This window comes from Paenisporosarcina quisquiliarum (assembly GCF_043641925.1).
Taxonomy (GTDB): domain Bacteria; phylum Bacillota; class Bacilli; order Bacillales_A; family Planococcaceae; genus Paenisporosarcina; species Paenisporosarcina quisquiliarum_A.
Genome location: NZ_JBHZRU010000002.1, coordinates 116,417 through 136,820, shown reverse-complemented (window position 1 = coordinate 136,820; position 20,404 = coordinate 116,417). Strand labels below are relative to the sequence as shown.

The 20,404-nt window shown below is 36.3% G+C and carries 24 protein-coding genes; 4 read left to right on the top strand and 20 right to left on the bottom strand.

Going from position 1 to position 20,404, the window contains the following annotated elements; translation table 11 throughout:
- Positions 1–18 precede the first annotated feature (18 nt).
- The 4 genes from hemW to gpr all read right to left on the bottom strand — a co-directional run bounded on the left by hemW (position 19) and on the right by gpr (position 5,211).
- Positions 19–1,158, bottom strand: a complete 1,140-nt coding sequence (hemW, locus tag ACHUE4_RS02385) for a radical SAM family heme chaperone HemW (protein ID WP_394187688.1) — start codon at positions 1,156–1,158, stop codon at positions 19–21.
- A 268-nt stretch (positions 1,159–1,426) separates the two neighbouring features.
- Positions 1,427–3,250, bottom strand: coding sequence for a translation elongation factor 4 (gene lepA, locus ACHUE4_RS02380; protein WP_394187687.1), 1,824 nt, complete (start codon positions 3,248–3,250; stop codon positions 1,427–1,429).
- A 62-nt stretch (positions 3,251–3,312) separates the two neighbouring features.
- Positions 3,313–4,128 carry a stage II sporulation protein P gene (spoIIP, locus tag ACHUE4_RS02375; protein WP_394187686.1) on the bottom strand — a complete coding sequence of 272 codons (816 nt, stop codon included), beginning with the start codon at positions 4,126–4,128 and terminating at the stop codon, positions 3,313–3,315.
- 33 nt (positions 4,129–4,161) lie between these two features.
- The gene (gene gpr, locus ACHUE4_RS02370; RefSeq protein ID WP_394187685.1) at positions 4,162–5,211 is read right to left on the bottom strand and encodes a GPR endopeptidase; all 1,050 of its coding nucleotides are present in this window, start codon (positions 5,209–5,211) and stop codon (positions 4,162–4,164) included.
- A 296-nt stretch (positions 5,212–5,507) separates the two neighbouring features.
- Between gpr and rpsT the strand changes: the two genes are divergently transcribed.
- Positions 5,508–5,756 carry a 30S ribosomal protein S20 gene (rpsT, locus tag ACHUE4_RS02365; RefSeq protein ID WP_394187684.1) on the top strand — a complete coding sequence of 83 codons (249 nt, stop codon included), beginning with the start codon at positions 5,508–5,510 and terminating at the stop codon, positions 5,754–5,756.
- A 77-nt stretch (positions 5,757–5,833) separates the two neighbouring features.
- Here rpsT and holA read toward each other — a convergent pair whose 3' ends face one another.
- Positions 5,834–6,844 (bottom strand): DNA polymerase III subunit delta, encoded by a 1,011-nt coding sequence (gene holA, locus ACHUE4_RS02360; RefSeq protein WP_394187683.1) that lies wholly within the window; start codon positions 6,842–6,844, stop codon positions 5,834–5,836.
- 166 nt (positions 6,845–7,010) lie between these two features.
- On the opposite strand from holA, the gene ACHUE4_RS02355 reads away from it, so the two are divergent.
- Positions 7,011–7,145, top strand: a complete 135-nt coding sequence (locus tag ACHUE4_RS02355) for a YqzM family protein (protein ID WP_394187682.1) — start codon at positions 7,011–7,013, stop codon at positions 7,143–7,145.
- 86 nt (positions 7,146–7,231) lie between these two features.
- Here ACHUE4_RS02355 and ACHUE4_RS02350 read toward each other — a convergent pair whose 3' ends face one another.
- The 12 genes from ACHUE4_RS02350 to ACHUE4_RS02295 all read right to left on the bottom strand — a co-directional run bounded on the left by ACHUE4_RS02350 (position 7,232) and on the right by ACHUE4_RS02295 (position 16,694).
- Positions 7,232–9,379 carry a DNA internalization-related competence protein ComEC/Rec2 gene (locus tag ACHUE4_RS02350; protein WP_394187681.1) on the bottom strand — a complete coding sequence of 716 codons (2,148 nt, stop codon included), beginning with the start codon at positions 9,377–9,379 and terminating at the stop codon, positions 7,232–7,234.
- A 143-nt stretch (positions 9,380–9,522) separates the two neighbouring features.
- A complete protein-coding gene (locus tag ACHUE4_RS02345; protein WP_394187680.1) occupies positions 9,523–10,086 on the bottom strand; it encodes a ComE operon protein 2 in 564 nt (187 codons plus the stop codon).
- A 71-nt stretch (positions 10,087–10,157) separates the two neighbouring features.
- Positions 10,158–10,649, bottom strand: a complete 492-nt coding sequence (locus ACHUE4_RS02340) for a helix-hairpin-helix domain-containing protein (protein ID WP_394187679.1) — start codon at positions 10,647–10,649, stop codon at positions 10,158–10,160.
- 242 nt (positions 10,650–10,891) lie between these two features.
- Positions 10,892–11,629, bottom strand: coding sequence for a class I SAM-dependent DNA methyltransferase (locus ACHUE4_RS02335; protein ID WP_394187678.1), 738 nt, complete (start codon positions 11,627–11,629; stop codon positions 10,892–10,894).
- Entirely contained in the window at positions 11,629–11,979 is a 351-nt protein-coding gene (rsfS, locus tag ACHUE4_RS02330) for a ribosome silencing factor (protein ID WP_394187677.1), read from the bottom strand. Before rsfS ends, ACHUE4_RS02335 begins: the two co-directional genes overlap by 1 nt.
- Complete coding sequence (gene yqeK, locus ACHUE4_RS02325; protein ID WP_394187676.1) at positions 11,980–12,549, bottom strand: bis(5'-nucleosyl)-tetraphosphatase (symmetrical) YqeK; 570 nt, start codon at positions 12,547–12,549, stop codon at positions 11,980–11,982.
- Positions 12,536–13,108 (bottom strand): nicotinate-nucleotide adenylyltransferase, encoded by a 573-nt coding sequence (locus ACHUE4_RS02320; RefSeq protein WP_394187675.1) that lies wholly within the window; start codon positions 13,106–13,108, stop codon positions 12,536–12,538. The genes yqeK and ACHUE4_RS02320 overlap by 14 nt, the downstream gene beginning before the upstream one ends.
- Before the next feature lies 1 nt (position 13,109).
- A complete protein-coding gene (gene yhbY, locus ACHUE4_RS02315; RefSeq protein ID WP_394187674.1) occupies positions 13,110–13,409 on the bottom strand; it encodes a ribosome assembly RNA-binding protein YhbY in 300 nt (99 codons plus the stop codon).
- Complete coding sequence (gene aroE, locus ACHUE4_RS02310; protein ID WP_394187673.1) at positions 13,396–14,238, bottom strand: shikimate dehydrogenase; 843 nt, start codon at positions 14,236–14,238, stop codon at positions 13,396–13,398. The genes yhbY and aroE overlap by 14 nt, the downstream gene beginning before the upstream one ends.
- Before the next feature lie 13 nt (positions 14,239–14,251).
- A complete protein-coding gene (gene yqeH / locus ACHUE4_RS02305; protein WP_394187672.1) occupies positions 14,252–15,355 on the bottom strand; it encodes a ribosome biogenesis GTPase YqeH in 1,104 nt (367 codons plus the stop codon).
- Positions 15,352–15,873, bottom strand: coding sequence for a YqeG family HAD IIIA-type phosphatase (locus ACHUE4_RS02300; RefSeq protein ID WP_394187671.1), 522 nt, complete (start codon positions 15,871–15,873; stop codon positions 15,352–15,354). Before ACHUE4_RS02300 ends, yqeH begins: the two co-directional genes overlap by 4 nt.
- A gap of 38 nt (positions 15,874–15,911) precedes the next feature.
- Positions 15,912–16,694, bottom strand: coding sequence for a phosphatidylserine decarboxylase (locus tag ACHUE4_RS02295; protein ID WP_394187670.1), 783 nt, complete (start codon positions 16,692–16,694; stop codon positions 15,912–15,914).
- A 92-nt stretch (positions 16,695–16,786) separates the two neighbouring features.
- On the opposite strand from ACHUE4_RS02295, the gene pssA reads away from it, so the two are divergent.
- Together pssA and sigK are read left to right on the top strand one after the other, a co-directional pair.
- Positions 16,787–17,326, top strand: coding sequence for a CDP-diacylglycerol--serine O-phosphatidyltransferase (pssA, locus tag ACHUE4_RS02290; protein ID WP_394187669.1), 540 nt, complete (start codon positions 16,787–16,789; stop codon positions 17,324–17,326).
- Between the two features lie 84 nt (positions 17,327–17,410).
- On the top strand, positions 17,411–18,145 hold the full coding sequence (gene sigK, locus ACHUE4_RS02285; RefSeq protein ID WP_394187668.1) for an RNA polymerase sporulation sigma factor SigK: 735 nt from the start codon (positions 17,411–17,413) through the stop codon (positions 18,143–18,145).
- A 25-nt stretch (positions 18,146–18,170) separates the two neighbouring features.
- On the opposite strand, the gene mtnN is transcribed toward sigK, so the two are convergent.
- The 3 genes from mtnN to greA form a co-directional block, all read right to left on the bottom strand.
- A complete protein-coding gene (mtnN, locus tag ACHUE4_RS02280; protein WP_394187667.1) occupies positions 18,171–18,863 on the bottom strand; it encodes a 5'-methylthioadenosine/S-adenosylhomocysteine nucleosidase in 693 nt (230 codons plus the stop codon).
- 197 nt (positions 18,864–19,060) lie between these two features.
- On the bottom strand, positions 19,061–19,792 hold the full coding sequence (locus tag ACHUE4_RS02275) for a YrrS family protein (RefSeq protein WP_394187666.1): 732 nt from the start codon (positions 19,790–19,792) through the stop codon (positions 19,061–19,063).
- 142 nt (positions 19,793–19,934) lie between these two features.
- Entirely contained in the window at positions 19,935–20,402 is a 468-nt protein-coding gene (gene greA, locus ACHUE4_RS02270; protein WP_394187665.1) for a transcription elongation factor GreA, read from the bottom strand.
- Positions 20,403–20,404 lie beyond the last annotated feature (2 nt).

Below are 20,404 nucleotides of genomic sequence, written 5' to 3'. Positions count from 1 at the left end.
GTCAACGAATACGACACGTTATTTTTCTAAAAAAGTTTGAAAAATTTCATTTCCAATAAATCGACCTTGTTTTGAAATAGCAACGGACTCTTCTGTACTTATCATTGTGCCATTAGAAATATGTTTAGAGATGACTTCGCCATACACTTCGTCCAGTGCAACTCCAAACTTTTCATTAAAATGAAACCGATTGATTCCGTCTAGTTTTCTCAACCCTAAAAACATTTCTTCTTCCATTCGCTCAGTTGGTGTTACTTCATGAGATGACTGAATTGGGAATGCACCTTCACTAACCGTATCTATATATTTTCGAATTGGACCGATATTTGCATATCTGATTGTTTCTACATACCCATGTGCTCCAGCTCCAAATCCCGCATAGTTCACATTTTCCCAATACAAATTATTATGTTGAGAGTGATAACCTGTCTTAGCAAAATTACTGATTTCATATTGATGGATTCCTTTAGATTCCATCTGATTCATTAACCAGTCATACATATCAGCTTCTAAGTCTTCACCTGGTAACATCAACTTACCTTTTGTCATTAAATTATAAAAAACTGTTTTCGGTTCAACGATCAGCGAGTACGCAGAGTAATGCGGCAAATTCAAATCCAAAGCTTTTTGTAGCGTATCTTTCCATTGATCCATCGTTTGCCCCGGCAAGCCATACATTAAATCAATACTAATGTTCTCAAATCCGATATCTTTCGCCATTTCAAGTGTCTTATAAACATGCTCAGTCGTATGGGTTCTTCCTAAGCGTTTCAAAATGTCTGAGTCAAAGCTTTGAACACCTATACTTAATCGATTGATACCATTCTTTTTCATAACAACTAATTTTTCGAATGTAAGTTCGTCCGGGTTAGCTTCTGAAGTGAATTCTTGAAGGTGATCGAGTGGAATATATTCTTGAATTAAATCAAAAAGTCTTTGTAATTGCGCGGGACTTAATGCGGTTGGGGTTCCCCCACCGAGAAATATCGTTTTAACATGTAATACTTGTTGGTATTTTTCAACAAACATTTTCATTTCTAGACCTAACGCTTCAATATAAGCATCAACTGGTTGGTTTTTAAAAAAGACTTTATTAAAATCACAGTAGTGACAGATTTGATGGCAAAAAGGAATATGTATATAAATACCTTTAATCACAAGATCCACTCCTTTCTTTCTGATTGTGTTATTTATCAATTTCAATTAGATACAATTAGATACAATTAGATACTGGGGAATTGTAGGCAAAAGAGAGTTTGTCCGAGTTTCTCATCATCATTCAATTGAGCTTTCTTACACAAAAAAGAGGCTAAATAGCAGCCTCTTTTTCTTTGATCTAGATAATAAAGTACAAATTTTGATAACAGTATAACAAAATCATAGCTTGCACCATTTTTGGTGCAAGCTTTGTTTTTCTATTATGAGATCAATCTTCGTCCATTTTCAATACAGCCATAAATGCTTCTTGAGGAACTTCGACTGACCCGACTTGTTTCATACGTTTTTTACCTTCTTTTTGCTTGTCCAATAATTTACGTTTACGTGATATATCTCCACCATAACATTTAGCTAATACATTTTTACGTATCGCACTAATTGTTGATCGAGCGACAATCTTCTGACCAATCGCCGCTTGGATTGGTACTTCAAACTGTTGTCTAGGAATTAATTTCTTTAATTTCTCAACAATAATCTTTCCACGCTCATAAGCAAAATCATTATGAACAATAAAGCTTAATGCATCAACTTGTTCAGCATTCAGTAGAATATCCATTTTCACAAGCTTAGATGGTTTGTAACCAATTAATTCATAGTCAAAAGAAGCATATCCTTTTGTACCAGACTTTAATTGGTCGAAGAAATCGTAAACCACTTCAGAAAGCGGAACTTCATAAATAATGCTTACACGCGTTTTATCAATGTAATCCATAGTCATGAAATTCCCGCGTTTCTTTTGGCAAAGCTCCATGACAACACCTACAAAATCGTTTGGAACCATAATGGTTGCTTTTACATAAGGCTCTTCAATGCGGTCGATTTTTTGAGGATCAGGCATCATAGAAGGATTATCAACTTTTTTAATTTGTCCATCTGTCATATGCACGTCGTAAATAACACTTGGTGCTGTTGTAATAAGATCGATATTAAATTCTCGTTCCAAGCGTTCTTGAATAATCTCCATATGAAGAAGACCCAAGAATCCACAACGATAACCAAATCCTAATGCTTGTGATGATTCAGGCTCAAATTGAAGAGCGGCGTCATTAAGTTCAAGCTTCTCTAATGCATCACGTAAATCATTATATTTTGATGTATCAATTGGATACAATCCACAATAAACCATTGGGTTTAATCTTCTGTAACCTGGTAAAGACTCTGATGCAGGGTTGCTAACACTTGTAATTGTATCCCCTACTCGAGTGTCTCCCACATTTTTAATAGCCGCCGTTATAAATCCAACATCCCCTACAGTTAATTCCTCACGTAGAGTGGCTTTTGGCGTGAATACTCCCGCTTCTATAACATCGAATTCTTTCCCAGTAGCCATCATTCGGATTTTATCTCCCGGACGAACAGTACCTTCCATTACGCGGACATATGCAATAACTCCACGGTATGGATCATATAAAGAGTCGAAAATTAAAGCTTTTAATGGAGCTTCTGGGTCTCCAATTGGAGCAGGGACTTTCTCAACTATTTGCTCTAAAATTTCTTCGATACCGATTCCTGCTTTCGCAGAAGCTAAAACTGCTTCAGACGCGTCCAAACCGATAACTTCTTCGATTTCACCGCGCACTCGCTCTGGATCAGCTGCAGGTAAATCAATTTTGTTGATAACAGGCAAGATTTCTAACTCGTTATCCAATGCTAAATAAACATTCGCTAGAGTTTGTGCTTCGATTCCTTGCGCAGCATCAACAACTAAAATGGCACCTTCACATGCCGCTAAACTTCTCGACACTTCATATGTGAAATCGACATGTCCTGGTGTGTCAATTAAATGAAAAGTATAATCTTCTCCATCTTTTGCACGATAAGTTAATTGAACCGCATTCAATTTAATTGTGATTCCACGTTCACGTTCTAAATCCATTGAATCGAGAAGTTGTGCTTTCATTTCTCTTGAAGTCAATGCTTTTGTTTGCTCTAAAATTCGATCGGCCAATGTAGATTTACCGTGATCGATATGGGCAATAATTGAAAAGTTTCTAATGTTCTGTTGACGTTTATTACGTTCTTCTCGATTCATGTGATGTCCACTCCTAATTAAACTATTTCAAATTATAGCAGTGAACACACATTTCTTCAATGTTAGGTTGCTTTCGTATTTTCAAACGCGATAGAAATCGCTTTTGCAATGACTGCAATCGTTCTGTTAATCTCTTCTTCCGTATTTTCAATACCGCCCAGTTCAATCAAAATAGAATGTGGGGAAAGATCTTGATTGTAAATACCATTCCCACTATCCTTTGATTTCGTTATGACGCCTCGTGAAATATTCGGAATGAGACGATTCATCTCTTGTGATATTAGTTGTGCATAGGATTCATTCATTTTATAGCTCGGATGCTCTGTTCCGACAACCAAAGCAATACGAGCATAGCTTTCATTATTTGATGTGATCGTAGTTACTTGATGTTTGGCAGAATCCCGATGTAAGTCAAGAACAAGATCATATGATTTAGTCCCTAATTGTTTTTGTAGAACTGGACGTATAGCAGAATACGCTTCGTGAAACTGATGATTCGTTTTTTTCATTTCCGTCATATTGTCAAATGGTAAAACATCCACTTCGACATTATTTAATAAGAAGTGCTTCGTGACCAAATCACTGATATTGGTGATATTACTTGATGAATGATAGTTGGCTATCACACCAATTTCTTTTTTGATAATGGGATGAAAAGCTTCGTGTGAATGTGTAAAAACTAATAAAGCTTGTAATGGAGCATTCTCTTCTTTTAGTGGAACTTCTTTTGTCACATTTGCTGCATAAGCAACTGGCCGTGTTTCTACTTGTTCTTTTACTATAGGTTCAAATGCGAGAATTGGGATTTTAACAAATATTATGGGCAGTAAAAATAAAAAAAGATAAAAACTTATAGCTTTTTGAACTGTTTTTCGCATTAATCACCCCTCCTTCCTACAGATTACGTAGGATTAAGGAGTGATAGAACTAAAAACTTTCCCTTGAAGCCATTTTGATACACTAACTTGAATAAGGTCTGCATGCTTAACAACCCATGAGTCAGACTCTTTAGGAGTTACAAATAATTGTTGATGCTGTGGAGGTAATACTTCTTGTAATAATGCTCGAATCTCTTCAGAAGACCATCCACTCCATTCGCCAAATATTGGCTTGATTGCTTCAACATCAATTGGGACATCCGTACTTCTTAACCATGAGCCAATTGAAAGAGCTGATGAAGGGTTGTTTGCAGCTCCAATTTGACTAGAAATCACTTTAAATACGGTTTCAATCGCGTCGACAACTAATACTGGTGCGTCCACTACCATCGGTACGCCGATTGCAGTAACAGGAACACCTAGTGATTCAAACGAAATTTCACTTCTAGCATTCCCTACACCTGACCCGGGGTGAATACCCGTGTTTGTTATTTGAATTGTTTTACACAGTCGGTCTTGATTTCTCGCGGCTAATGCGTCAATTACGATGATTAAATTTGGTTTTACATGTTCAGCCATCGCCCTAACAAATTCGCTCGTCTCTAGCCCGGTTTGCCCTGTAACCCCCGGAGCATATACTACGACCTGTCCATGCTCAAAAGGCATTGTAAACATGTCCTCATGGAAGCGATCAATGGCGAATGGACCGATTGCATCTGGTGTGATTGTTCGATTACCTAGGCCAATGATGAGTATTTTCGAATCAGCGGTAAGATTTAATTCTTCATGGATATCTTGCAAAGATGAAACAAATTGTTGTTCCAGTTCTTTAAAGCCTTCCTCATCTTCTGCTGAAAGTGTTGGAACAGACAAAGTAATATACGTTCCAGCTTTCTTTCCAATACTGGCAGCTCCTTCTGGATCAGTTTTAACTTCCGTAATATGAACTCTGCCTTTTCTCTCTTCATTCATCTCGATTCCAGGGGTTTCATATAAAGTGTCTTTCTCTTTTTTCGTTCGATGTTGAACAACTTCTGTGGCTTCATCAATCAAATCAGTTCTCAATAAACTTTGTGGATTCATAATTTTCACCTCAAAAAAAGTTTGCCCAAGGTGTCAAGTAAATATTCTTTGCGTGAATCTATTGCAATTTAAGTTTTGGTTTGCTAAAATAATGCTTGTTGTATTGAGAATTAAAATCTAATACGTAAAGCAAACAGCGCCTTATATTAGCGCAAAAGCTGATACACGAGAAACTCTGTATCTCGAATTCTTTTTAAAACAAATTGCATGTTAAGTAAGTTATCAATAATTTTACTGATACTGACAGATCAATGCCATGTGTTTTGAACAGAATGACTTTTTAGGAGGTGAAAGATATGCCAAACATTAAATCTGCGATTAAACGTGTGAAAACGAATGCTTCTGCAAACGAACAAAACGCTCACAACAAATCGACAATGCGTACAGCAGTTAAGAAAGCTGAAACGGCTTCTCTTAATAACGAAGAAAACGCAAAAGACCTTATATTATCTGCTATCAAGCAAGTTGATAAAGCAGCTTCTAAAGGATTACTTCATAAAAACACAGCAGCTCGTAAAAAAGCTCAGTTAATGAAAAAAGCGTAATCATACAAAAGACCAGATTCGATTATCGAATCCGGTCTTTTTTTCGTTCATAGGTGAATTAAATGATAAAGAAAAGGTTAAATTTTACTCATTAGTAAATACTCTAAAATCCGATCACGGTTACCACTACTCGTTTTTAGTTTCAAATCCGCATCAGCCAATCGATGCATGACATGGAGTAACCGTTTTTCATCAATGGGGTTTCTACTTTCGACAATCAACTTTACCCGATACGGGTTAACTTTCAGTTGCTTGGCAATGGCTTGTGCGTGATAGCCCTTTTTTCTTAGATACGTTACATTCGACATAAGTCGTATTTGAGAAGCTAATAAACCTGTTAGTTTAATCGGTTCCTCTTTTTGTCTAAGTAAGTCATGGTATACGCTTAGCGCAGTACTTGTGTCACCACGTAAATAAGCATTTAATAGTTGAAAGGCATCCTGTTCCAGTGTTTTCGACAACAATATTTCAATTATTGAAGTCGAGATTTCTGTTTCCTCACCTAAATAAATGGCCATTTTCTTTATTTCGGATTGAAGCTGCACTAAATCATGTCCAATCACTTCAATTAATAATTGAATCGCTTCTTCCCCTATTGTTTTCCCTTCATGTTGAACGGTAGATTGAATCCATACTCTTAAATCATTTCCTTCAAGAGACTTTGCTTCTAAAAAAACAGCTTTTTCTTTCATCAATTTAGCTATTTTCTTACGTTCATCCATCTTTTCATAAGGTGCTATAAAAATGACGATAGCGGTTTCTGATTGATGATTCATCCATTTTTCTAAAGCTTTTAAATCATGCTCTATTTTTTCTTTCCCTTTTTCTGTCGCTTTTAAAAAAGAAGCATTTTTTGCAATGATTAATTTTCGTTCAGAAAAAAATGGAAGTGTGTCAGCTTCTTCGATTACGTATTGAACAGGTACTTCATCAAGATCGAACACGATTACATCTGTTTCTTCTTTTTGATTTAACGATTGTTTCATCCGACGAATCGTTTCATCAAAGAAGTAATGTTCTAATCCTACTAAAACATAAACGGAACTATAATTACCTTGTGATATCTTCTTCCAGACAGCTGAAAACATAAAGAACCTCCCATTTATCGCTTCTTATGTTATTATACATGAAATCTTTGCTCTGCTGTCTTTGAACAAAATGTGTCATAAAGTTGAAAACGCTGAAAAAATCTGCTTGTTTATAGATTTTTTAACGAGAATCGCTTATAATTAATTTGAATTAGGAGGGGTAGCAATGAACGAATTTGAAAAGAATGTCCAAACCCGACGTAATGATGTAACGGATTCAGGTGTTGGATTTGTTGTATCATTTGTTTTCTTTGCAACGATTTTCACCATTGCGACTGTAATTGACTTCATTACAAAATAAGTGATTATCTAAGCACAGTGATTTTTGATGATAAGAATAACTGTTGAAAAGAGATTTGTCGTATAGACAGATCTCTTTTTCTACTTTTATTTAACCACAGTTGTTTCCGATCTCATGTTTCCATCCTCAAAATAAACGCTAATCGTTCCATACTCCGCAGTTGATAAAGTTGTTAAGGATAACTCATTAAAACGCAGTTGCACCTCTTTATGTGGATGTCCGTATCGATTATTTTTCCCCGCTGAAAATACAGTTAGCTGTGGACTTAAAACTTCAATGAATTTTTGGGAACTTGACGTTTTGCTGCCATGGTGCCCCGCTTTTAGCAAATGAATATTTGCAAGTCCTATTTCGTAAGACTTTAATATCTCTTCTTCCCCGTCTTTTTCTAAATCTCCTGTAAATAAAGCACGAAATCCTTTATGTTCAAGAAACAACACAAGCGAATCATTATTTCCTTCATATTGTGTATCATTTGGCGATAGATAGTTTAAGGTTGTACCTCCAAGATGCCAGTTTCGCCCTGCTATTTGTTCTTTGATTACGATTTTTTTCTGTTTAGCCGAATTTAATGCATCAAATAACGCTGTTTCTTCCAATACACCTGGTGTAACATGAATCTCCTTTATTCGTACTTCTTCAATAATTTCCTCAGCACCTTCAATATGATCACTATCAGCATGCGTCCATACAAAAGTATCTATTTTAGATACTCCTTTTCCTTTTAAAAACGGGACGACTACATTTCTTCCTATCTCAAACGGAGAAGTAGTACTCATCCAACTTTCTTGCTCAAACCTTAATAAACCACCTGAATCAATTAAGATGACTCCTCTTTCATGAGGCATTTGAATGACCGTCGAATCTCCTTGTCCGACATCTAAAAAACTGATTTCTAGACTCGAGTTGAACATGGGACTCACTTCAATTAACAAAATTGGAATACCAAGTGATACAAACAACTTTAATAAATTCTTGTTTTGTTCCAACAGTATAAATGACCAAAACACTCCTATTAAAGCTACAGTGAAGAGAAGTATTGAAGGTTTTCCAGGGTTCCATAGTTGATAAGGTATGTCACTACAAAACATAATGATTTTTGAAATGGTCATCCTTAAAGGTTCATATACAAAAAAGAGAAAATTTGCGATTGAAGGAACAATTGCAGAGAGAAATAAAAGCAGAACATTGATTGGCAAAATAATAAATGAAAAGAGAGGGACAAAAAGTAGATTCATGATGAAGGAGGAAATGGAAACTTCATAGAAATGGTAAAGAAGGATAGGAAACACGCCGATTTGACACAGAAAGGTAATTAAAAAAGACTTCTGTAAGATTGAATACGGTCGAGCTAAGATCTTTGACGAAAAAACCAATGCCATCGCTGCTGCATATGACAATTGAAACCCAACTTGTAGCAATACGCCAGGTTGTAAAAATAAAAAACCCAACAAGCTTAATCCAAGCGCATCATCTGCAGAAATTTTCTTCTTAGCAAAAGTTAATAGTAATACGAGTTCCGATACAGAGACTGCTCGCCAAACCGATGGTGCCCCACCCGCTATAATTCCATAGATAGGTAAGCCGATGATTAATATAAATAAGACACTTTGCTTACGAAAATGTAGACGAATGAGCAATTCGTAAAAAACAAACGATAAAAACACGATATGTAAACCTGAAATGGCAAACAAGTGTGTTATCCCTAGTTTTTGATAAGCTCTCTCCTCTTCTTGCGTGACATCATCTCTTAAACCAATTAAAAGTGCTTTCGCTTCTGGGGCTAGACTCCTTGGAAACGCTTGATCTATAAATTGTTCTGCTTGAAATCGTCGAGAAGTAATTAACCCCAATACTCCCTTAGGTTTCGAGTAGTTAGACCATTGGGTTACCTCAAACATTCCTATAGCGCCGTGACTCTTTAAATAGGTTTCCATACTAAATGCATATTCGTGCGGTGGATTTGGAACGTCTATTTCCTTTCCGATAAAATGAAATGTTGATCCTACAAGAGATTGTTTACTAAAACTAATCTTTTCTGCTTCTGAGCTAAACCGATATGAAATATACCATTTCTCTCCTGAATCTGTCTTCGCATACCCTTTCAAGTTTCTGCCATTGATGGAGTAGGTGCTTGTCCAAGTGAAGGTAGATTCGGTTAAAGATTCGCTTTTCGTTATGTCCGTTTTATATAAAGCATTAAAGTAGAATGAGACACTAAGTAATACATACAAACTTAGAAAAACATATGACCTTTTCTTAAAAATAAACCAACTTATTAGCATCAGATGAAGCGCTAATAGGTTGGTTGAAACAACGATTGCAGAAGTCGATATAAAGGTACCAAAAGCCAAATATATGATATTTTTTTTGAAAACTACTTGCCAAATAACTCTTTCACCTTCAATTCAAAAGGAGCCAATTCTTCTGGACTTGCACCAGATACTCGCAATTTTTCAAGAAGTTCCATATACAAAGAGACTTTTTGATCACTTAAAAAATCGATTTTACGATCGTCAAAAGGCACATGGACAACTTCGATATTAGCTTGTTCGAATAACTTAATTGCATAGTCATGATTTTTATAGTCATTTGCATAATATAATCGGCGAATACCAGATTGAATGATCGATTTGCTACATGGTAAACAAGGGAAGTGTGTGACATACATATCCGCCCCATTTGTCGAAATACCATATTTCGAGCATTGTAACAAAGCATTCATTTCTGCATGTATTGTACGTACACAGTGGTGATCAATCACATAGCATCCTTGATCAATACAGTGATCTCCACCAGAAATAGAACCATTATATCCCGCTGCCATTATTCGGTTATCTCGAACGATGGTTGCGCCAACTGATAATCTTGTACATGTACTTCTTAGTGCTAATAAGTGGCTTTGTGCCATGAAAAATTGATCCCAAGTTATTCGCTCCATATGAACGCCTCCTGAATACTTCTAACTCTAGTTTAATTTGAAGACGTTTCAAAGGTCAATCACTTCTGAAATTAGTTTATTGAAATAAAATCTTTTATGGCCTCAAATGTTTGATCACCAATTCCAGATACTTCTTTTAACTGTTCAATGGATTTAAACAATCCATTTTCTTCTCGATAGATAATAATAGCTTTCGCTTTAGATGGACCGATTCCTGATAATGTCATGAGCTCATTTTCGTCAGACGCGTTGATGTTAATTAAATCTGAATCAGAAGAAGCCTCTGGAACTTGTACAATCGGTCCTGAAAAGGATGTTTGTTCACCTTCATTAGGTACATAAATGACCATTTCATCTACTAGTTTTGCAGCTAGATTGAGCATGCGCTCATCTGCAGTAGGCAATAAGCCACCTGCTAATGTAATTGCATCTAGAACTCGCTTATTTGCAGATAACGTGTAAACTCCAGGCAAGGCAACTTGACCTTTTACATCTACTACAACAGTAGAAGTTAATTGAAGAGACGAATCCTTTGATACTACATTTTCATCAGTTTGTTTCATTAGGGTTTGGGATTGTGTTAATGGTTGAATGGGTTCAACCTGACCGGATAAGGGGGATTCCGGATTTTTAGAAAAGGGACTAGCTATAAGTATCCAAAAGATTACACCGATTAACAGAAATAATCCTTTGTTCTTGTGTTTTAAAATCCATGAAGGGATCAGAATGGGATGTCCTTTCCTTCATTCAGCAATTCATATAGAGCTAATCTCACTATATACGAATTGCTTGAATTGGGAAAGATTTATTTAATTGCGTGGAAGAAAACTCTCTCACTTGTTTCTGTTGGTGATTGATTTGACCAATCGGCTACTATATGAATAGAAGTAAAACCTTGTTCTTTTAGCCAAGTAACATATTGCTGAACGGAGTATGTACGCTGTACATGGTGCTCTTCGAATCTTTCATACAAACCATTCTCAGTTTTTACGAAAAATGTTAAATCATGATGAACGGAATGAGGGTATTCACCCGCTTCTGTATGCCAAATATAAGCTTGATTTTCACTTTCATAAGTAAAAGGACCATCTAAAAACAGTTCATCCATTTTAAATAAAGAATGGACATCAAAGAATAAATGTCCTCCTTTTTTTAAACTTGAATAAACAGCTGAAAATGTATCGGTTACTTCCTGTTTTTCAGACAAGTAATTTAAAGAATCAATAGCTATTACGGCCACATCGATTTCTGCAAACCCGTTTAATTCGGACATAGACATACAAAATAATGGAATTTGTTGTTGATTCTTAGCAAAACGCTGCTGTGCCATCGATAACATTTCTTCCGACAAATCAACAGCCTGCACATCAAATCCTGCATCCGCAAACTTTGAAGATAACACACCAGTGCCACAACCAATATCTAATAACGATTTCCCATCTGGTTGTTTACATGCCTCCAAAACTTTTTCAACATATAAATCATACGGAATATCTGTCATTAATTCGTCATAGACCCTAGCAAATTCAGTATAGCTAGACATTAAGCTTGTGATTCCACTTCGATAATTGGTGCGTCGCCCCATAGACGTTCTAAGTTATAGAATGCGCGTTCGTCTTTGTGGAATACATGAGCAACCACGTCTCCCATATCTACTAGTACCCATCTTGCTGAGTCGAAACCTTCTAGTCGTTTTACATCATAGCCAGCTTTACTTGCTTGGTCTGCCATTTCTTTTGCGATTGCTTGAACTTGGCGATCAGAGTTTGCGTGACAAATCACGAAATAATCCGCTAACAATGAAACACCTTTCATATTTAATACGACGATATCTTCAGCACGTTTATCATCTGCTGCTTTATAAGCTATTTCTAATAAGGTTGATTCTGACATTCATTCATTTTCCTTTCGTGTGACCAATTCATTATAACAATGAATGGAATCCGGATATACCGGTTGATTTTTTTGTATTAAAAATTGAATTGAACGTTTGACACACATTTTCATTAAAGTGTCTAAGCCCTCTTCAGCATTTTCCCGTAATTCTTCTAATCCGGGAAATTGTCGATTAGGTTCAATCATATCCGAACAATAAATGATTTTTTCAAGCTTGGACATATTAGCTCTTCCCGTTGTATGAAATCGTATAGCATCAAGTATGGTTTGATTCGTTACGCCAAACTCTTGCTGTGCAACGAGTGCTCCAACTGGAGCATGCCACAATTCATGATGAAACAGTAAAAGTCTTTCATCCATATGATGTTCGACAATCTGTTGTTTTAACCAATTTCTATCTGCAAATTTAACGACATCATGTAAAATAGCTGCAAGTTCTGCGTCCTGTTCAGATTCTCCATAAACCTTCGCTAAACGCATGGCTGTGTTCATTACACCTAATGTATGCACATATCGAGTCTCAGGCATGCGCAAACGCACAGCTTCTAAATACTTATCTCGATTCATATAATTTCTCCTGACGGATATAATCTTGTACCGACTCCGGTATTAATAATGAAACATCTTGATGTATGGCAAGTCGTTTCCTTAATGTAGTTGAAGACAAATCGATTTGTGGAACTTCAATTTGTAAAACCGGATAATTGGTCTTCGCTTCATACCCTGGTCGTTTAACTCCTACCAATCGAACAAGCTTAACAAGCTCATCTATTTGATACCAACTTTCAAGACTAGCAATCATATCTCCACCAATTAAAAAACTAAACTGGGTTTCAGCTTCCTTACTTTGAAGTTCAACCAATGTGTCATACGTATAAGAACGACCTCCACGTATTAATTCAATAGGTTCAAGTGAAAAATAAGGAAACGGTTCAATAGCCAGTTGTACCATTTGTTTTCTTTGGTCAGAAGTACATAGGTCTACCGCCTCTTTATGTGGTGGGATAGCATTAGGCATGAAGCGTATCTCATCAAGTTCTAGCGCATGAAATACTTCGTTTGCCATGATCAGATGTCCGATATGTGGAGGATTAAATGTTCCGCCAAAAATGCATACTTTTTTCATTTTAACCTTTTGTAGGTAGCACAATCTTTTTATTTTCTTTAGAAGGTTTATACAGAACAACAGTCAAACCGATTAATTGCACAAGTTCAGACTTTGTACCTTTAGCCAATTTATTTGCAACATCATTCTTATCATCTTCATTGTTCGTTAAAATACTTACCTTTAATAACTCTCGTACTTCTAATGCTTCTGAAATTTGTTTAAGCATATGATCATTTACTCCACCTTTACCAACTTGGAAAATAGGTGTTAAATGATGAGCTTCACTTCGTAAAAAGCGCTTTTGTTTACCTGTTAACATAAGGTCCTCCTAAAATTCGCGTTAATTCTTTTACCGTTTGTTCTGTATCTGGTTGTTCTTTTGTCCACTTTTTAAAAGATAGAGCTCCTTGATGAACGAACATTCCCAGTCCATTCACAATCGTCGCCCCTTTTTTTTCAGCATGTAATAAAAAAGGCGTCAATAATGGATTATACACAATATCCGCAACAATTGCTGAGGGATTTAGCAAATCCAATGAAATTGGCAATGTATCTTCTTTACTCTTCATGCCAAGTGGAGTCGTTTGTATGATAATACGGAAATCATTTAGCTTTTCTTCCGCACTCAAAATGGACAACGCTTGCTTTCCGCCAATATCTTGCATAAGTGTTTCTGCTGTTTGAAACGTACGATTTGTACAAGAAATATTAACATACCCAGCAGCTTTAAGCGCAAAAGCAATACCTCTTGCAGCTCCACCCGCTCCAACTATTAGTATTTGTGCTTCTTTTAACTGAGTACCGATGGTTTCTTCTAATGAGTTAACGAAACCGTCACCATCAGTATTGTGTCCAGTAAGACTACCGTCTTGTTCTACAACAACCGTATTGACAGCTCCCATCCACTCTGCAGATTCTGACAAATGGTCTAATAAGGGAATGATGGTCTCTTTATGAGGAATGGTTACATTCCATCCACTCGCTCCTAAAAGTTTTAAAGATTTTACGGCTTGGTGTAATTGATCTTTAGAGACTTGAATAGGAATGTAAGTTGCATTCACATTCATTTCTTCAAACCATTTACTATGCATTAGTGGAGAAAGAGAGTGAGATATGGGATCACCAATAACTGCATACCACTTTTTCACGTAATCATCCCTCCTAAATTAACGAAGGTCTCAATTGAATTTCTACTCCTTTTGGTGCATATGCTGCAATGACTACATTAGGTTTGTTAATCGTTATCCAACCTAAACCTGAAAATACAATATCGGTTTTTTCTTCTTTAATTGAAAACTCATGTCGAACTAGTTTAGGGAAATTTTCTATATATTCCACTGATGGAGGCGCTAGCATTCCACCTAAATGATTCGCGTATAATTCGTCCGCATTTTCTAGCTTCGTACGGTGAATCGGTAAATCATTTGAAATATGAACAGTGAAAGATGAACGATCACCTTGAATAAAATCAAATCTTGCAAGGCCACCTAAATATAATGTTTGCTCTGCATTCATTTGGAAAATTTTTGGTTTAATTTCTTTTTTAGGCGTTATCCATTTCAATTCAGATGAATCTAAAAAGTGAGCCATTTGGTGATGATTGATAATACCAGGCGTATCATACAATGCTTGGTCGTCGTCTAATGGAATTTCAATAAGATCTAGTGTAGTTCCCGGGAAATGAGACGTCGTAATCACTTCTTTTTCACCAGTTACTTGCTTTATTATTCGATTGATAAATGTAGATTTTCCAACGTTCGTACAACCCACTACGTAAGCATCTTTACCTTCACGATATTTATCAATGGCTTCCATTGCTTCAACCATGCCTGTGCCTTTATGAGCACTTACCAACATGACATCAATGGGGTTCAGTCCTAGCTTTTTCGCTTCTTGTTTTAACCAATGAATGACACGATTTTTTTTGACGGATTTTGGCAATAGGTCTACTTTGTTTGCTACAAGTAAAATTGGATTGTTACCTACAAAACGATGTAATCCTGGTAACCAACTTCCATTAAAATCAAAAATATCAACGATTTTAACGATTAGCCCTTGTTCTTTGCCCAAGCTATTTAAAATTCTTAAAAAATCATCATCTGTTAAAGAAACAGGTTGTATTTCATTATAATTTTTCAATCTAAAACAACGCTGACAAATGACCGTTTCTTTTTCTAAAGATGACGGTGGAGCATAACCAGGTTCTTTCGGATTTTCAATTTGAATTACTGTACCGCATCCGATACATGTTGGTTGATTTGTCAAACTTCTTCCTCCCATGTTACATACCCTCTTCTTTTTAAAGAACTAAATATTCGTCGTTCTACTAACCGATTAAAACGGGTAAAGAACCCGTCAGAACTCGCTACAGGTAAAACTAGAATGGTATGTAATTTCATTCGATTGCCGCCAACAACATCAGTTAGCAATTGGTCGCCGATAACTACGACCTCTTCTTTTTTTACACTCATGATGTGCAGAGCTTTACGGAAAGCTTTGCCCATAGGTTTTCTCGCTTTATAAATAAATGGAATACCTAGTGGGTCCGCGAAAGATTGCACTCTTAATTCATTATTATTAGACACAATTGTTACTTGAATGCCTGCATCTTTCATGGACTTCAACCATTCAACCAATTTCGGTGTTGCATCTGGTCGATCCCATTCAACTAATGTATTATCTAAATCCGTTATGATACCGCGGATCCCTTTTGCTATTAAATGTTCTGGTGAAATGTGAAAAACACTTCGCACAAATTCACTTGGTAAAAAATTTCGGTACACCCTGACACACTCCGTTCAAGCTAATTTTCTGTTTATCATTATAACATACTCCCGATCTTCTCACCCATTCGGACACGATGATTTGGTTGTATATTAGATTCAAATGAAATTGCGTCTTTTTCAAAAAGTAAGACGACTGTTGAACCAAAAGTAAAATAACCCACTTCTTTACCCTTGACCCATTCCCTTGAAGTATTCGTTAATTGTATTGAGTTTACAAACATTGCTCCGACTTTAACAACAGCACATTTCTTCTGATTTGCACAAATGACATGTGAAACTTGTCTATAGTTTCCGCTGATCGGAGATTTCCCATATGTTAAGCCTGCTTGGTTCACTGGATAAGATTTTTCACCTAACATATACTGCTTTTTAAGATGTCCATCGACGGGACTATGTATTCGATGATAATCTGCTGGACTTAAGTAGAACACAACATATTTTCCACCTTCGTACATAGCTGCATACTCTTTATATCCTAGTAAATCAGCGACCGTATACAATTTTCCTTTCACTGTAAATGTACCTTCTTCAGAAATCACACCCATTGTTTCTACTTTTGCATCAACTGGACTAACAATCGCCTCACTTCCACTATCAACTGGACGATATTGACTATCTAATTGGCGAATGAAGAATTCATGTAAAGATTCAAATGAATCAATTGGTTTTGAAACTTCTGCCGTATCAATTCCGTATGTATGAATATACGATGGTACTAAACGTCGACTCCATTTGGATGTTGTAATTTTTTGCAACATTTTTGATGTGGTTTTACCATTTGTTAGTTCGATTAGTAATTGGTATACCTTTTGTCTCATGTTGAACCTCCCGTTTAAAATACGCTCTACCTTTTTTGATATGAACGAAGTATAATAGTTAAATAGCTTATAAGCAAAGGAGTGTTGTTCCATTGTTTTTATTTCAACGATTGGATCACTCAATCAAAAAAATGAAAGCGCATGCCGCTAATATGATCACAATTGGTAATTTATCGTTTGGTGGTGCTGCCATTATGGCAACATTAAACGAATCATATAGCTATAGCGTCCTGTTTATATTTATTGCAGCGTTACTCGATCGTTTTGATGGCATGGTTGCCCGGAAATTAGGACAAGAATCCGAATTAGGGAAACAACTTGACTCAATGAGTGATATCATCTCATTTGGAGTTGCACCAGCCATACTCATTTACATGGTCGATTTATTTGAATTTGGAACAGTTGGAATGATTATTGCTATTATTTATATTGCGAGTGGAGCGTTTAGACTGGCAAGATTTAATATCATGGAATCTAATGGTTATTTCACAGGGTTACCAATCACTGCAGCAGGAACCATCTTAACACTTTCATATTTTGGATTGTCAATTTTCCCACCGGTCTTTTATATGTTCTTAACCGTCATATTAGCCATCCTGATGATTAGCACATTTACATTAAGAAAAGTTTAACGGCCACTTATGTGGTCGTTTTTTTCATGGATTTCTTTTTGGAAACATATAGTGACAAAAGACGACATGGAGGTGCGATTCATCATGAGCGGTATATTTACGGCGATCCTTCAAATGTGGATTGAAATTCCCGCTGTAATAGGTTATTTAAAAGGGCAGGCATTTCGGAAACCTCTTAGTCAGGAAGAAGAAGCCCATTATGTTCAATTATGTCTAAAAGGTGACGAAGATGCGAAGCATGAACTAATTGAAAGAAATATGCGTCTTGTTGCTCACATTGTGAAAAAATTCCACCCAAAACACGAACAATTAGATGACTATATTTCCATTGGAACCATCGGTCTAATGAAAGCTGTAGCAAGTTACACACCGGATAAAAAAACACGCCTTGCAACATATGCAGCGAGATGTATTGAAAATGAGATTCTGATGCACTTAAGATCACAGAAAAAAGTTCAGAAAGATGTCTCCTTATATGAACCTATCGGCACTGATAAAGATGGACATTCATTACAGATTACAGATTTACTTCAAACCAATGATGACACTGCTCAACAAACCATTGAACAAAAGGAACAAATGGCTCGCTTGTATCGACATCTAGAAAAGTTAGAAAAAAGGGAACTTGAAATATTGGAAAGAAGGTATGGATTACGCTCATTTGAACCGATGACACAAAAGCAAATTGCGAAACAATTAAATATTTCAAGAAGTTATGTATCTCGTATTGAAAAACGAGCACTGGTCAAATTATACCAACTTTTTACTCATGAAAAAAACTCTTTCGATTCACTCGATATCGAAAGAGCCTCTAATTAACCTCAGTTTATAACAATAAAATTGTTTACAATTTCGCAATCAATCGTAAAACGATTTCTGTTGAATGTTTCGCTGCCGTTGGTAAAAACTCTTCAAAACTCATACTCGACTCTTTTCCAGCAATATCAGAAAGTGAACGAATAATAACAAAAGGAACATCAAACTGATAGCACACTTGAGCTACTGCAGCAGCTTCCATTTCAGCTGCTTTCATTTGCGGAAAATATCCACGAACTAATTCTACTCTCTCTGAATCACTCATGAACGAGTCGCCTGTTGCTATTAAGCCGGTTGCATATTGATGTTCACCTACTTCATTAACCGTTTCTTCAGCTAACGTACGAAGTGTCTCATCTGATTTAAAAGCAGCAGGAAGATCAGGTACTTGTCCCATCTCGTAACCAAAAGCTGTAACATCTACATCATGGTGACGAACTTCATCAGAAATAACAATCGCTCCAACTTCTAAAGAAGCATCGAACCCACCAGCTGAACCCGTGTTAATGACAATATCAGGGTTAAACTTCTCAAGCAAGATTGATGTAGACATAGCTGCATTTACTTTCCCAATTCCACTTTTCAGTAAAATAACATCATGACCAGCATATTTTCCAACTGTATATTCACTTTTAGCGATGATTTCTGTCTGTGCATCTTCAATTGCTAATCGTAATGCTTCAACTTCCTGTTCCATTGCACCAATAACGGCAATTTTCATAATCGACTCGCCTCAATTCTCTTTAGTTATGTAACTTTTTCAATAAAAATCATCAATAATGATTTTGTTTAAGGTTTCTATGATCATTTGCAACGAAGTAATAAAAAAATGTAATTTTATAAAAAAACTGAAAGCTCAATTACCTCGACTACCTTGTAAAAACACTTCCCTAAAAATAATAAAAGAGGCGCCGAATGTCAAGAGGCGCCTTCCAATGTATTTAAAGTCTCCATTTTTTCTGGTTTCCATCCTTGCCCGTCAACCCATTGGAGATATACACGATATTTTTCTTGTTTATCGTTGGAGGATACAACACCAATAGATTTCTGAGGTCCTCCACCATTACTTAACTGCCAAATAATCATATTATCGCTCGCTAAACCTGTTGCATATGTTAAAGCTTGTACTTTTTCGTCCCAATCAACATGCCCTTTTTCATAAACGGACGTGTGTGAACCCGTCTGAGAGGTCTTTACAGGCGCCCAAGCAGTATTTACGATACTTTCAGATACAATTGGGTCATCTGACGGTGTAGAGGTTACTGAGCCACCTTCAGTTGTTGTACTTTCAGTCGATTCTGTTTCTTCCGTTGTTTCTTCAGAAGCTTCCTCTTCTTCAGTTGGTTCAACTTCTTCGGTTGTTAAACCTTCAGTTGCATCCTCTTCAGTCTCTGCATCGGAATTTGTTTCTCCAGATTCTAAAGAAGATTCTTCAGTTGAATCTGTATCCGATTCAGTGTTACTTACAGTATCTTCGTTTTTAGGAGATTCCGCTTTTTCTGATGTACCATTTCCTAAAAAGATAATTCCCGCTGTGATCACAATTAAAACGACAACTAATGCTATTAATCCATTTAAAATTTTATTCATGTTCCTCGGTTTATTAGGTCGATTCGTTCTTGATGAATACCGACGTTGTGTTTCAGCCATTCAAGATTCCTCCTTCTAAAAATCTCGCGATTACTTCGAGATATATGCAAAACTTATTTTGTTCGCAATGTTAAAAATGCTACCACAGATTATAATAACAAATTAGACGGTACGATTAAAATTAAGTTTCAATTTAATGATATTAAGATATCGAGACGATTAAAAATAACATTACACCATTCGGAGTTTTCACTTTTACTTCATCGCCAACTTGTTTGCCTAGCATCTCCTTTGCAATAGGTGATTCCGGAGAAATTTTTCCTTCGAGAGGATCTACTTCAGCTGAACCGACAATAGAAAAAGTTTCATTTTCTCCATTTGGTAATTCTCGAACTAATACAGTATGTCCTATTTCGATTATTTTCTCATTAAGTTTACTTTGATCAATTACTTCTACATTCCGAAGAATATTTTCTAAAGTAAGTATTCGCCCTTCGATAAAACCTTGATCTTCACGTGCAGTTTGGTAATCTGTATTTTCGATGAAACCAAAGCAACGAGATGCTTTTACTCGAGCAATCACTTCTTTACGCTTCACGTTCTTCAAATCATCTAATTCATCTCGAAGTTTTGCGAGACCAGTAGCCGTTAAGGATTGTTTTTTTCGCATAA